Origin of the sequence: uncultured Tenacibaculum sp., assembly GCF_947499065.1 — a bacterium.
Taxonomy (GTDB): domain Bacteria; phylum Bacteroidota; class Bacteroidia; order Flavobacteriales; family Flavobacteriaceae; genus Polaribacter.
The window spans coordinates 30,739-44,541 of sequence record NZ_CANMMT010000007.1 but is presented as its reverse complement, the minus strand read 5'-3'; the positions used below and the strand labels follow the sequence as shown (position 1 = coordinate 44,541).

At 32.6% G+C, this 13,803-nt stretch carries 13 protein-coding genes; 1 reads left to right on the top strand and 12 read right to left on the bottom strand.

Annotation, left to right across the window (positions count from 1 at the left end):
• Nucleotides 1–30: 30 nt before the first annotated feature.
• The 6 genes from Q0958_RS13960 to Q0958_RS13935 all read right to left on the bottom strand — a co-directional run bounded on the left by Q0958_RS13960 (nucleotide 31) and on the right by Q0958_RS13935 (nucleotide 8,712).
• A complete protein-coding gene (locus Q0958_RS13960) occupies nucleotides 31–840 on the bottom strand; it encodes a hypothetical protein (RefSeq protein ID WP_299124118.1) in 810 nt (269 codons plus the stop codon).
• Between the two features lie 65 nt (nucleotides 841–905).
• Entirely contained in the window at nucleotides 906–1,598 is a 693-nt protein-coding gene (locus tag Q0958_RS13955; RefSeq protein WP_299124116.1) for a SprT family zinc-dependent metalloprotease, read from the bottom strand.
• Entirely contained in the window at nucleotides 1,599–4,772 is a 3,174-nt protein-coding gene (locus Q0958_RS13950; protein ID WP_299124114.1) for an HsdR family type I site-specific deoxyribonuclease, read from the bottom strand.
• On the bottom strand, nucleotides 4,765–5,844 hold the full coding sequence (locus Q0958_RS13945) for a hypothetical protein (protein WP_299124112.1): 1,080 nt from the start codon (nucleotides 5,842–5,844) through the stop codon (nucleotides 4,765–4,767). Before Q0958_RS13945 ends, Q0958_RS13950 begins: the two co-directional genes overlap by 8 nt.
• A 32-nt stretch (nucleotides 5,845–5,876) precedes the next feature.
• Nucleotides 5,877–7,154 carry a restriction endonuclease subunit S gene (locus tag Q0958_RS13940; protein ID WP_299124111.1) on the bottom strand — a complete coding sequence of 426 codons (1,278 nt, stop codon included), beginning with the start codon at nucleotides 7,152–7,154 and terminating at the stop codon, nucleotides 5,877–5,879.
• Complete coding sequence (locus tag Q0958_RS13935; RefSeq protein WP_299124109.1) at nucleotides 7,147–8,712, bottom strand: class I SAM-dependent DNA methyltransferase; 1,566 nt, start codon at nucleotides 8,710–8,712, stop codon at nucleotides 7,147–7,149. The genes Q0958_RS13940 and Q0958_RS13935 overlap by 8 nt, the downstream gene beginning before the upstream one ends.
• A 470-nt stretch (nucleotides 8,713–9,182) precedes the next feature.
• Here Q0958_RS13935 and Q0958_RS13930 point away from each other — a divergent pair, with 470 nt between their 5' ends.
• A complete protein-coding gene (locus Q0958_RS13930; RefSeq protein ID WP_150901097.1) occupies nucleotides 9,183–9,947 on the top strand; it encodes a DUF6261 family protein in 765 nt (254 codons plus the stop codon).
• A 133-nt stretch (nucleotides 9,948–10,080) separates the two neighbouring features.
• Here the strand turns inward: Q0958_RS13930 and Q0958_RS13925 are convergent, their stop codons facing one another.
• The 6 genes from Q0958_RS13925 to Q0958_RS13900 form a co-directional block, all read right to left on the bottom strand.
• The gene (locus tag Q0958_RS13925; RefSeq protein ID WP_299124107.1) at nucleotides 10,081–10,923 is read right to left on the bottom strand and encodes an alpha/beta hydrolase; all 843 of its coding nucleotides are present in this window, start codon (nucleotides 10,921–10,923) and stop codon (nucleotides 10,081–10,083) included.
• A 14-nt stretch (nucleotides 10,924–10,937) separates the two neighbouring features.
• On the bottom strand, nucleotides 10,938–11,831 hold the full coding sequence (gene gldA, locus Q0958_RS13920) for a gliding motility-associated ABC transporter ATP-binding subunit GldA (protein ID WP_150901099.1): 894 nt from the start codon (nucleotides 11,829–11,831) through the stop codon (nucleotides 10,938–10,940).
• 3 nt (nucleotides 11,832–11,834) lie between these two features.
• A complete protein-coding gene (locus tag Q0958_RS13915; protein ID WP_299124105.1) occupies nucleotides 11,835–12,323 on the bottom strand; it encodes a dihydrofolate reductase in 489 nt (162 codons plus the stop codon).
• A gap of 19 nt (nucleotides 12,324–12,342) precedes the next feature.
• Nucleotides 12,343–12,519, bottom strand: a complete 177-nt coding sequence (locus Q0958_RS13910) for a hypothetical protein (RefSeq protein WP_175578758.1) — start codon at nucleotides 12,517–12,519, stop codon at nucleotides 12,343–12,345.
• A gap of 62 nt (nucleotides 12,520–12,581) precedes the next feature.
• Nucleotides 12,582–13,406 (bottom strand): thymidylate synthase, encoded by an 825-nt coding sequence (locus Q0958_RS13905; RefSeq protein ID WP_299124103.1) that lies wholly within the window; start codon nucleotides 13,404–13,406, stop codon nucleotides 12,582–12,584.
• Nucleotides 13,407–13,506: 100 nt separating this feature from the next.
• On the bottom strand, nucleotides 13,507–13,686 hold the full coding sequence (locus Q0958_RS13900) for a hypothetical protein (RefSeq protein ID WP_299124101.1): 180 nt from the start codon (nucleotides 13,684–13,686) through the stop codon (nucleotides 13,507–13,509).
• Nucleotides 13,687–13,803 lie beyond the last annotated feature (117 nt).

Genomic DNA, 13,803 nt, shown 5'->3' with positions numbered 1-13,803 from the left:
TTTTTGCTTAGATTTATTTAAATCAGTTGTCTATCGTAAATACTTTGATGCTTCCTCAAATCGTTCTATTAGATGGTTTACCAAATCTTTTTTAAGAATAAAGTAAGGTTGCCATAAGTCTTTTGAGTTTTCTTTTAAACTTGCAGTAACCCTAATCTTACCATTAGATAAATGTGTTCCTTTTTCTTCTAAATCATGCGATGGAATCAATAATATTTTATCCTCTAATTCCAACGTGACAGGGTTAAACGCAGCACCAAGGACATAATAACTATAATGAGGTGTTTGTTTTTTAATAGTTAGTATCAGTTTACTGTTCTCTACTGCATTGAACCTTGATTTAACCTGAATAAAAATTGTTTTAAATGTCCCGCTTTTAGTAACAATTAAATCAATGCCTTCTTTATCTACTACAGGTTTATAAACATTCAATAGTCCTTGCCCGTACAACACCAAAAGTTCCTTGATACGATCTTCTACAATATCTCCTTTCTCGATACTTGTTAAACCTGATAGATCTATCAAATCTTCAGCTTCATCAATTTCATTTTGTGCAGATTGATTTGAGATGCTGTGTATAATAATATTATTTATAGTTGCTTCAATAGTAAGCACATCACCAACTTTAACTTTTTGTTTCTTATACCAATTTGTTAAACCAAATATTCTATTATGTTCTGCGTTGTAGCTTAATTTTTTAAAAGTCTTCTTCCCTTCAAACTGAACATTAATCTTTGTATTTTCATTAGGCATCAATTCCTGAGCTTTAGCTGGAATATACATAAAACCTAATCGTTTTTCGACTTCAATAATTTTACGTTGATATTTAATAGGCTTCATAATGCTTTCTTTTCTTTTATATCAATTTACTTCAAAGCTTTGATTAACAAAACTCACTTAACTTTTTATAATTTCATTCCATACATTTTGTGATCGAGTTCCTTCCATTTAGGTATGTGCTTTGATAACTCTGCCCAAAACTCTTTCGAATGACTCTTTATTTTAGTGTGTACCAACTCATGCACAATTAAATAATCTATTAAAGTAAAAGGTAATTTAATAGCTTCAATATTCATAATAATAATGTTAGATGGAGTACAACTCCCCCAACGTTTTTCAAGGAAACGAAACTTTACCACATTGTAATTCAACCCTGTAATTGCCGCCCATTTTTTTAGTCTAGGCGTTATTTTTTCTGCTGCTTTTTGTTTATAAAATAGCTGTAAAGCTTCCTTAATCAACTCTTGTTTGTTTAGAGATGTAGATACGTATATCTTAAATTTAGAAGCCGTAAAATCAACCTTAATTTTAGTCTGGCTTTCATCTATAATAATTTGCACATAATATTTTCTACCTAAGTACGGTATTCTAGCCCCTGTTACTATCACATTCTCTTCTACAGAAGCTACTAAAGCTTGCTTCTCTAATATCCAACTTGCTTTTTTAAGAATTAATTGTTGCTCATCATGTTCAGATACCGCTTTCCCTTTTAAAATAACACCAGTATCTCTTTGCACTGTAATATAATGCGATTTTAAATTATTCTTTTCTAAAAAAGAGTATTCAATAGTACTATGTCCATAAACAACTTTAGGCATTTATTCTTTATTATTTTTCAAAATATGTATAATTTCTTTAGCCTTTATTTTAGCCTCAGCTCTCTCTAGTGGTGGCCTTAATAAAGAAGTAAGTTTTCTTTCTATGTCATTTAATACACGTCCTTTCGTTTCCCAACCTATAATATTCAATTCTTCTTCAATTGTAGTAAACAAAGTACGTGTTACTTTCGCTGCTTCTCCATTAAATAAGGTTTTCATAGTAGTATACACAGCAGTTTGTTGCGCAGAATGAAATCCTTTTTCTTTACTTTCTTGCTCTTCTCTAATAATACTATTTTGCATAGCTGTATAAGCCTCTAATAATTCTAACTGTAAAATTCTATTGGCTTTTTTCTCTGCTAATAACTCTTCTAAACGTTGTGCTAATGGTTTATAAAAATCAGGATTCCTACCCAAACCAACTTTAATGGTATGCGTTAATTTATTACGCATTACCAACTCTTTAGTAGCTGGTGTAGCATTTTTAATTTCTTCCTCAAATTTTTCTTTATCTATAATAGAAACAGGCTCTTTTAATAAATTAGTTACACCTTCTGCTTTTAAATGCTCATCAATTAGCTTTTGTAGCATTTTACTCTCTTCATTGGTAATCTTTAATTCATTATCATCTTCAAAAGCATTACTAGCCTTTGCTTTTATAAAGTTAAACAACTTAAAATCATCAAAATATTTCATTGCTGCTGTATTAGGCAATACAATATTTACCGATTTATTAAATTTCTTTAAAAGTAACTTAAACGCATCACGCTTGTCTACAGGTTCTATATAACGAACTGCAGCATCTATATACGCATCTCTTTCATAGTTACGATCTATTCGTAAGGGTTTAAAAAAGTCTACTAATTTGGTATGATGTATAGCTAATTGTGGTAGCTCTTCGTTTATATTTTTTAAAATATCGTCGGGTCTAATATCTCCAGAAAATATTTCCAAAGCTTTAATCAACTCAGCAGTAATACCATTATAATCTATAATATATCCTTTACTTTTTCCTTTTCTAGAACGATTTACCCTAGCAATTGCCTGTAATAAATTATGTTCTTTTAAAGGTTTATCTAAATACAAACAGGAAGCAATAGGTGCATCCCATCCTGTAAGTAACATGTCTGATACAATAATAAATGCTGTATTATCGTGTTTTAATTTTCCTGATTTCTCTGTAGTCTTTACATCGCCAAACGGAAGTTTAAAATTATCGGTTACTGTTTTTACATCTGCTGGTGGCACAATCCAAACTGGTTTTTGGTTGTTAGGATGCTTTTTATTCCACTCAATAGTTTCATAGTATTCCTTGGCAATACGATCGGACTTAGGCGAGCCGATACTCATCACTACTTTCGATTCGAAATTGTGAAACCCCTCTTCTTTTAACTGTGTAAACGCTTGTTGATATTTTATAGCCGCTGCTCTTCCTGCACAAACTAACATGGATTTATGCCCATCTAAATGAATTTTGTTTTTATAATGTGCTAAAATATGCTTGCTAATTTCTGCTATACGCTCGCTAGAAAGTTGATATTTTCTTAAGGCTTCTCTTTTTAATACATCTTTCTTTTCTTCTGAAGCCCCTGCAAATTCTTCTTCAAACTTTTTATCTAACTCCTCTTTTTTAACACTTAACAAAGCAATTCCTTCATCATATAATAGCTCTACCGTAGCACCATCTTCTACCGCTTCTTTAATGGTATATACATCTATATACTCACCTCCATAAAATTCTGCTAATGTAGATTTGTCTTCTTTAGATATAGGCGTTCCTGTAAAGGCTACAAATTTTGCATTGGGTAATACCGTACGCATAAACGATGCTAAAAAACCATACTGGCTTCTATGCGCTTCATCTACCAATACATATAGGTTTTCTTTTTTAGATAGCTCTTCTAAAGGAACTTCTATACGTTCTATCGTTACCCATTTGCCTTCTTCTTGTTTTTTAACAATCTTAGTTAGTAGCTTGCCTTTAATGCTTTTTTCTATTCTAATATTACCTTGCTCTTCCAATTCTGTTTCATCGAGTTGCTCAGTAGCTTCTTTATCTACTTCTTGAAACTTTTGTATGGTAGTGGTAATAATACCACCATAATCGTTACGTAATAAGGTATGTAAATGGGCTACAGAATTGGCTTGTTGTACATTAGGAAAACCTACATTAATAAAGGTACTGGTAATTTGACGATCTAAATCTTTTCGATCGGTCATAATAAGTACTGTAGGATTGTTAAAACCGTTTTCTGTTGCTTGTAACTTACGTGTTACATATGCCATGGTTAATGACTTTCCTGATCCTTGGGTGTGCCACACCACACCACCTTCTCCTTTTTGTAAACGAGCAATGGCTTTGTTAGTAGCTCTGTATTGTTGGTAACGTGGTAGCTTTTTTATTGTAGTGCCTTCTTCTATCTCATACAATACAAAGTTTCTTATAATATCTAAAATACGTTCTTTGGTAAATAAGGCTATGAGTAACTCGTCTTGTTTACTTTTAGCAATGTTCGTAATTACAGTATCTTCTTTAGCCGGTTTAAATACCGAGTAAAATTGTTTGGGGGCAGTAATAGCGCCATAACGCCCACCTACTTCCCAAATACCACAACAGATTTGATTGTAGTGAAATAGTTTTTCATTTAAATCTTGGTATTCTTGTAAATCACTATACGCCGAATCCCAAGCATTTTTAGCACTGGGCGATTTGCACTCTATCACTGCAATAGGTAAACCATTTATAAACACTACCAAATCAGGCTTAGAATCTCTGCCCACACGATTTTTAAACGTCATTTGGTTTACCACCAAAAAATCGTTGTTACTTATATTTTCGTAATCTATAAAATGGGCTACTTTATAGGCTTCTTTGCCATTTAGTACTTGTTTTATGGTAATTCCTTTTTGTAATAATTGCCATATCTGTTGATTAATCTCTAACAAAGAGGCTCCACTTACCGCAGTAATACTTTGGTACACCTTATTTATATTGGCTTGGTTTAACCACGGATTAATACGTTGTATAGCTTGTAACAAACGTTCTTGTAGTACTACTTCGCTAGTATTTTCACGTTCGGTTTGTGTACTGGCATTGTAATAGGTATAGCCTAACTCTTGAAAAAGCATAATGGCTGGGAGTTCACTGTATTTATATTCGGGGGCGTTATTCATTTTCTAATTCTTTTATAATAATGGTACCATCAGAAAAAGCTTCATGCGATTTTTCTGATTCATTAATAAATTCAAACTCTTTAAAAGAGTCATATCTATTTTCTTCTAATAATTTTATAACTTTATCAGCTATACCAACAGACCAAAATTTAAATAGTTGTAAACTATCTAAAAATTTAGACACATCAAATTTATCACAAAAAATAGTATTTAATGTTTTTGGAATTTTTGTTAAAACCCAATAGTCTTCTTCATTTATATTTCTTTTCTCAAAAAGTTCATAAGAAAAAACTATTTTCTCGTTTCCTAATAATCTTTCAACATTGGTAAAATCTCCTATAATATAAAACCAAGTAGCATAGTGTAAATTAAAAGGAGTATTATTTCCTTTAACATCAGACAATGGAGCTATTGGATCTACATAATGAAGTACAGAATCTTTTGCCTCACCTACAACAGATAATTTAGAGCAAAATGCTAATTCTTGTACAATATTAAACACTCCATTTAAAATATTTGCTCCTTGATTACATTGTTGTTTTGCTTTAACTAATAAACTTTTTACACTTGTAGTACTTCTCGTTAACGAGCCTTTCGACTCTGCTATACATATATTCTTTGAAGTTACATTACTAGAAGTTTGCGCTACAAAATCAGGCGTACTACTATTTGGTGGAATCGTAATAGTATTCAAACTACAAAATAGTTCAAAATCAGTAATAGCTATATAAGATAAATTCTTTCTCAAATATATATGTACAATGGCTTGCGATAACTCACCTATTCTTGTTGTTCTTGAAAAATCTCTTAAGAAATTTACTCTTTCTTCAATTAATTTTATATTAGAAGAGCGTAATATTGGTGAAACTAATAATTTTAGTTCTAATAATCTAGTAACAAAATCAATCCAATATTGAAAATTGTTTAAATGCCTAGAACAAATAGTTCGTGCCATTGCATCTGATAATTCAAAAATATTGAATCTTAACGTACTATTTTGTGTTATATTACTCGATAATCCAGCTCCTTTTGACAAAAGAGAACTATTATATTCTATTACATTTATCATCATTATTTCTCTTCTTTTTTCATTCTAATCCTTATTTACACTTTAACTCGTATTTTACCCGTAAGCAATTGTTGCATTAGACCTTTTTTAAGTTGGGTATAGTAATCTTTTTTAGTTAGTAATTGTTCTATTTTTGTATCTACAGCACTTAATATTGTAGCTATTTTTTGTTGTTCTTTAAAATTAGGTAAAATTGAATAGAACTTTCTTTGCGTAGTTATGGGAACTTGGTTTCTTGTAGATTGTCCCATAACTTTTTGATATTGCTGTTTAAAATAAAAAGAATCTAAAAAATATAACCAATATCTGTTATATATAGTTTTATTATCTAACCTGTAATAAGTTGCTGTTGTACTAAGTATTACAAAGTCTAATTCGGTTTTTAAAAAAGCAACTGGTCCAACTGTTGCATTATGAGCAAACAATATGTCTCCATTCTTTGCAATACCTTTCTTGAATTTTAGTGCTCTATTTAACGGCAACCTTTTACACTTATTAAAATTAACTTTATTATTAAGAAAACTATTAGCACTAATATAAGGTGTTCCTTCATTTGAAAACTCGTGAGATTTTGGATACAACCCTCCATGATTACCATCTAGATGACTAATTATTCTGTTTTCATTTAATAGTGTTTCAATCTTCACAACCTCCCACTCCTTAGAAACTCTCCCCAACGGAGAATCTTTTAACTCCTCATTTGTATACGGACGGTTTTCTAACACATTGTATTTCCCCGACAGTAACTGCTGCATGAGTCCTTTTTTAAGTTGTTCGGTTGTTTGTATTTGTTGTGCTATATTTTCTAGTTTGGCATCTACCGTACTTAATATGTTGGCTATTTTTTGTTGTTCTAAAAAAGGAGGAAAAGGAACATTAACCGTTTCGACTAATTTTATATTTAAATTTTGAACTGTTGAACCAGAGGCTCTACTACTAAATTGTTTTTTTACTTCTTCAGAACTCAATACATAATACATAAAATCAATAGAAGTATTTTCTTTTTTACTTCTCATTAATAACCAACCATCATGAATACAACCTTTTGTCTTCATAATATATGGTCTTCCAAAGCTCATAGAATTTGAAAGTATAAAATCATTTTCTTTTACAATCAAAGATTTTTTTATCCCTTCTTTTTTAATTTTTTCTTTAGTTTCATATATGTATTTCTGTACGTTTTTAGTATCACCTATTTTAATCCAGTTTATTCCATCTAAAGAATCTGTTAAAAAATCCTTGATTGGTCTTGGAGACCCTCCTCTAGCAATTTTAAAAACTTCATTTAACTTCAGCATTTTCCAATCACTCATATCCCAATTCCTTTAAAAAATTATCCAACTGAACATCTATGTTAGCTTCCTCCTCTTTTAGTTTGGCTAATTGTTGTTGCACTTCGGCTAAATCAATTTCAGGTTCAGGTTCACTAGTATCTATATAACGAGAAATATTTAAGTTATAATCGTTTTCTGCTATTTCTGCTAAGGATACAACCCGCATGTATTTGTCTACATCTTTAGCGGCATCATACTTTTCTACTATATTTTTTATATGAGATGATTCTATGGTATTTTGATTTTTTCCTTCTTTATATTCTTTACTAGCATCTATAATCAGTACTTTTTGAGTCAAAGCTTTCGGCTTCTTTTTATTAAGTACCCAAATAGAGGCAGGTATTCCTGTATTATAAAACAAGGCACTAGGCAAACCTACAATACCTTCTACCAAGTCGGCTTCTAACAAAGCTTTTCTAATTTTAGCCTCAGCCGCCCCTCTAAACAACGTACCATGTGGCAATACTACGCCCATTTTTCCATCGGCTTTTAATACCGATAGCATGTGCTGTAAAAAAGCCAAATCGGCATACCCTCTTGGCGGGACACCATATTGCAAACGCCCATACGGATCGACTACTTTTTTATTGTAGTTTGGTGTTATTTTTTTCTCTTTTCCATTCTTATCTATCTTTACCTCTACATTGGTTTCAAGAGGTGTCCACCACTGCCCCATAGAAAACGGAGGATTGGCAATTACACGATCGTAGGTTAAAAGTTCTTTATTACTGTCAAAATGTTTAGGTGCTACCAAGGTATCTCCCTTGCGAATATCGGCATCGGTAAAATTATGCAATATCATATTTAGCTTCCCAATTGCCCAAGTACTTAAGTTTTTTTCTTGCCCAAATAAAGAAACATTAATATTGTTTCCTACTTTTCCATTAGGTTGTGCTGCTACATAACGGGCAGCTTCTATTAACATACCTCCCGAACCACAAGTAGGATCGTAAATAGTATGCTTTGGTTGTGGTTTTATCAATTGTACAATCAATTGTACGACCCCGCGAGGGGTATAAAATTCTCCTCCCTTTTTACCCGCATCATCCGCAAACTTTTTTATCAAATACTCATACGCATCTCCTAATAAATCATTCGATTCTAAATCGGCATTACGCAAGGAGTATTGGTTAAAATGACGTAACAAACGTTGCAATACATCATCTGACAACATCTCTTTATCACCAAACTTTGTAGCCGTCACAACTCCTTCCAACTCTGTGTTTTCTCGTTCAATCGCAGCAAAGGCCTTATCTAAATCAATACCAATATTTTCTGTTTTGGTTTTTAAATAATCCCAACGCGCTTCAGATGGTAAACTAAAATAGGTTTCCTCTTGCGCTTCTTCTCTTGATATTTTCTCCTCTTGCATAATCGTTTCCACTTCTTCTTCAAAAACATCATTGGCACGCTTTAAAAACAAGAGTCCGAATATATAATTTTTGAAATCCGAAGAATCAATGCTTCCACGTAAAATATTGGCTGAATCCCATAACCAACTTTCTAAGGTATCTAAACTTAGTTTGTTTTGCGACATGTATGTTATCGTAAATTTATTTCTAGTAATTACTACTAGTCTAGTTAGTGTTTAATTTTTTCAAAAAAGAGCTTAAAAATACTATAAAGTTTTAGTATTAAAAACTAGAAAATATAGTTTTATTAAAAAATCTTAAATATCTAACTCTAAAAAAAATTAAAAAACACTAAAACATAAGTTCAAACCCATCAGCGAAGCTCGCTGATGGTTTCGCACAATTTCAGGAGCATCAGCGAAGCTCGGGGAAGCTTTTGCAGAGTTTCGGAAGCCTCAGCGAAGCTCGCTGATGGTTTCGCAAGCTTTTTATTTGATCAGCGAAGTCCGCTGATAATATCATTCAATTTTTATTCATCTTATTGAAAATCAATCTTTTATTTATCAAATATTTAACTTTTCTTTGTCCTAGCTATGACAACATTTATTGCTAGCACTCTCCACTCCTTATTTATTGAATTTAAAAATTTGTTATTATGACGACAGCTTATCTTACGCGCTATCGAAATGGAGAATATCTGCAATACATGAAAGACGTTCTCGTATTAGTAAACCTTCAAGATGTTGCTCTTTTAGAGTTAACCGAGCAACGAGATACCTTAAACTCTTTAACCAATCAAATAGATGAGGCTTTCCTACAAAGTTTAGGCAGTGCTTTAACCCAAGAAATTATTTTGCTCGACGAACGTAGAGACAAAGCCTTTATAGGGATTAAAACCCTGCTTAGTGGCTATACCTATCATTATGACACCACACAACAAGACCACGCTAAAAATATTCTACTTAGTATTGATATTTACGGTAAAGACATTACCCGAAAAAGCTATCAGGAAGAAACCGCTATTATTAATAGTTTAATCAACGATTTAGAAACCCAACCCGAGTTAATTGCCGCTATCAACGCAATAAACATTTCCGATTGGGTAAACGAGTTAAAAACCTCTAACCAAGCCTTTGGTTCTAAATACATTGAACGTGTAGGAGAAACTGCCGCCAATCCCATTACCAATATTACCGAGCTAAGAGCCACTACAAGTACTGCATACAGAACTTTAATTAGCCATATTCAAGCACACGATGTATTGGGTAACAATCCAAGTTATGCAACTCTTTTGGAAGAAATAGATGTTTTAACCAAACAATACAATTTGGTTTTAGATAATAGGAGCAGTAGTTCCCCTAACGGTGCCACGCCTGCGACGGACGGTGAGAGTAATTCTCAGAACAATCAACCCCTATAAGAAGAATGCCCTTCTTAAACAATGATTGTTACGCCATTGTGTTTGGAATGTTTGTAGAGTAACCTGCTCCACATTAAAAAGGTTCTTTATAAAATATTGCTTCGTAATGGCGTTGTCTATTTTACCTAGACTATTAACGTTTCAAAAAAGCAGTAATCTCTGCTACTACTTCTTCTAATTCCTTAGACAACTCAGTACTATTCCAAGGATGTCTTACATTAAACACATGATCTGCTCCTTTTATAACAGCTAGTTCATTTTTTGAATTCCACTCGTTAAGCTCTTTGGCTTCGTTTATTGAAATAGAAGTATCATGATCTCCATGAATAATTAAATGTGGAATTTCTAATTTTTCTTCAGCTGCTTTTATATTTAATCGTGCCTCGTTTTCTTTAAAGTCTGTATAAAACTGATAGTAATGCGGCATTTGCTGTTTGGTTCTTCCATTAACAACATACTTTACTCCTGTTTCTTTCCACTCCTTTAAATTACCAATGGTAGCAGTACGTTTTCCAAAATCGCTAATACTCGCTAAAGTAATGAGTTTTTGAATTCGATTATCTTCTGAAGCTTTTATAATGGAAATACCTCCTCCTCTACTATGACCTATTAAATGAATATTGTTCGTATTGATAAGAGTATTTCCTGAAAAATAAGCTTCAACCCAATCTAACACATCGTGTAAGTCATCCAACTCCTTGGTATAATTATTATTTCCGAAAGCTTCTAAATCAGGAAAATCAATAGGGTTTTCAACGGTTCCTCCATTATGAGAAAAGTTGAATTTGACAAAACAATATCCCGATTTTGCTATCGATTCTGCCATCAAATCCCAAGCTCCCCAATCTTTAAATCCTTTGTAGCCATGGCAAAAAACTACTACGGGTTGCTGCTTCGTTTCTTTTGAAAAAAAAGCATCCATCAAAATTGGTTTCTTATCGGTTCTTTCTAAAACTATATTTTTTACAATTTCCATACAGTCCCAACAAACTAAGCGGTTAACTCTCTAAATAAGCTTTCTAGATTTTTGTTTTCGGTATTCAACCCTAGAATTTTTAATCCGTTTTCTTGAGCAAAATCAAATATTACTGGACGCATATCTTCAGTAGATTCAAAAGATAAAATCCAGTTATTTTCTGTCGTATTTTTAAATGAAGTAATATTCGGTAATCGCTTTATAAACTGTTCTTCCAATTTATAATCAAAGGTTACTCTAATTACTTGTTCATTGCTAGTTTTTAGTTCAGAAATTGGTTTATCAATTACCAATTCACCTTTGTTTATAATCACCACACGATCGCACATTGCCTCTACTTCCTGCATAATGTGTGTAGACAATAAAACCGTTTTGTCTTTTCCTAATTCTTTGATTAATTCGCGAATTTCTACCAACTGATTCGGATCCAATCCTGTAGTTGGCTCATCTAAAATCAACACTTCTGGATTGTGTAAAATAGCTGCTGCCAATCCAACTCTTTGACGGTATCCTTTAGATAATTGTCCTATTTTTTTATGCGCTTCTACTCCCAAACCTACTTGCTCTATTACTTCCGCTACTTTGGTTTTGGCTACTTGATGTATAGATGCTTGAAACTGTAAATACTCGCGTACATACATGTCTAAATACAAGGGATTATGCTCTGGAAGGTACCCTATTTTCTTTTGTGCTTCAATAGGGTTTTGAATCACATCAATATCGCTTACCATTACAGTACCTTCTGTAGGCTGAATAAATCCTGTTAAGATTTTCATGGTAGTTGATTTCCCTGCTCCGTTAGGGCCTAAAAAACCAACAATATCTCCTTTTTTAGCTTCAAGGCTAATTCCGTTAACAGCTTTTTGTGTACCGTATGTTTTAGTTATAGATGTAAGTTGTATTGACATAAATTATTTTCTTACGTAAGAAACGAAACTATAATCGTATTTATTTTTATCGTCTGCTTTAAAATTTTCTCTCGAAACCTCTTCCCAAATCGTAGTATCTATTGTTGGAAAAAAAACATCGGCTTCAAACTCATGGTGTACTAGGGTAATATCTAGTTTATCTACCAAACCTTTTTCTATGGCTTGTTGGTAAATTTGTGCACCTCCAATAATAAAGATATCAGAATCTTCTTTTGCCATGTCTAAAGCTTCTTCTATTGAATTGGCTATAAGACAACCGTCTTTAAAATAGTCGTTATTTCGGGTAATGATAACGGAAGTTCTATTAGGCAAAGGTTTCCCTATGCTTTCAAAAGTATTACGTCCCATTAAAATATGGTGTCCCGACGTTACTTTTTTAAAGCGCTTTAAGTCTGCTGGAAGATGCCATATTAAGTCATTATCTTTTCCTAAAGCATTGTTTTTTGCTATTGCAGCAATAATTGTAATCATAAATATAATTTAATGAGCCTTACATGCTCTTAGCCCATTCCTTAATATAACCGGTTAAATCTCTCTTGGTTGTAACAGCCTCGTCCGTTCTTACATTATCTATTAAAGTCTTTATTGCGACTAAAATTTCCTCATCATTTATTTCTGCTATTTTTTCGTACAGATCGTCCTTTAAAACATCAATATTTGTAGTCATTTTATTACTTTTTTGGTTCCTCTTACAAATTTACTAAAGAAACCTTTTAAAATAAAGTTAAATTACACGGCTACAACTCCTTTAATATGAGGATGTGGATCGTATCCTACTAGCTCAAAATCGTCAAAGGTAAAATCTTCAATATTGCTAATGTCTGGATTTATTTTCATGGTTGGCAACGGTCTTGGATCGCGCGATAATTGCAATTCCAATTGCTCCATATGATTGTTATATATATGAGCATCGCCAAAGGTGTGAATAAACTCCCCTGCTTCATACCCGCATACTTGCGCCATCATCATGGTAAACAAAGCATACGAAGCTATGTTAAACGGTACTCCTAAAAAGATATCGGCACTTCGTTGATATAGTTGACACGATAACTTTCCGTCCGCTACATAAAACTGAAAAAATGCATGACATGGTGGTAATGCTGCCTTTCCGTTGGCTACATTTTCTGAAAACGATTTAGATGTATCTGGCAATACCGAAGGATTCCATGCAGAAACTAACATTCTTCTACTATTCGGATTCTTTTTTAAGGTTTCTATTACCTCTTTTAACTGGTCAATTTCATCACTATTCCAATTACGCCATTGGTGTCCGTAAACTGGTCCTAAATCGCCATTTTCATCAGCCCATTCATTCCAAATACGTACGCCATTCTCCTGCAAATACTTAACATTGGTATCGCCTTTAATAAACCAAAGAAGTTCGTAAATAATCGATTTTAAATGTAACTTCTTAGTTGTTACCATCGGAAAGCCTTCACTTAAATCAAAACGCATTTGGTATCCAAACACACTTTTGGTTCCTGTTCCAGTTCTATCGCCTTTCTCATTTCCGTTTTCTAAAACGTGCTTTACTAAATCTAAGTATTGTTGCATTATTCTCCCTTTAATTTGGGTATAAAAATAAAAAAGCATCGATAAAAAATATCGATGCCTAAAAAATTGTTTTCAGGAAGTTATTAACTATGAACTTTTATTAAGCCCATACACACCTGTTTCCAAAACAGTAACCATAGTCGCAAAATTCAACTCCGTTAGGTAATCTTGAACAACACATGTTGCTACCTTTACAATAGGTTCTTCCACCTCCGTTGATTTGAACTTGTTCTTTTTTCGACAATGCTTTAAAACCGTTTAGATTTTTTAAATTTTTCATAATTTATGATTTAAGATTTCGGGTGATATAAATATATCAAAAAAAGTGTTAAAAAAGAGCGAATTACATAAATTAAAGTCATTTATTTTTAGTCCTAACTCGCACACCTTGAAAACA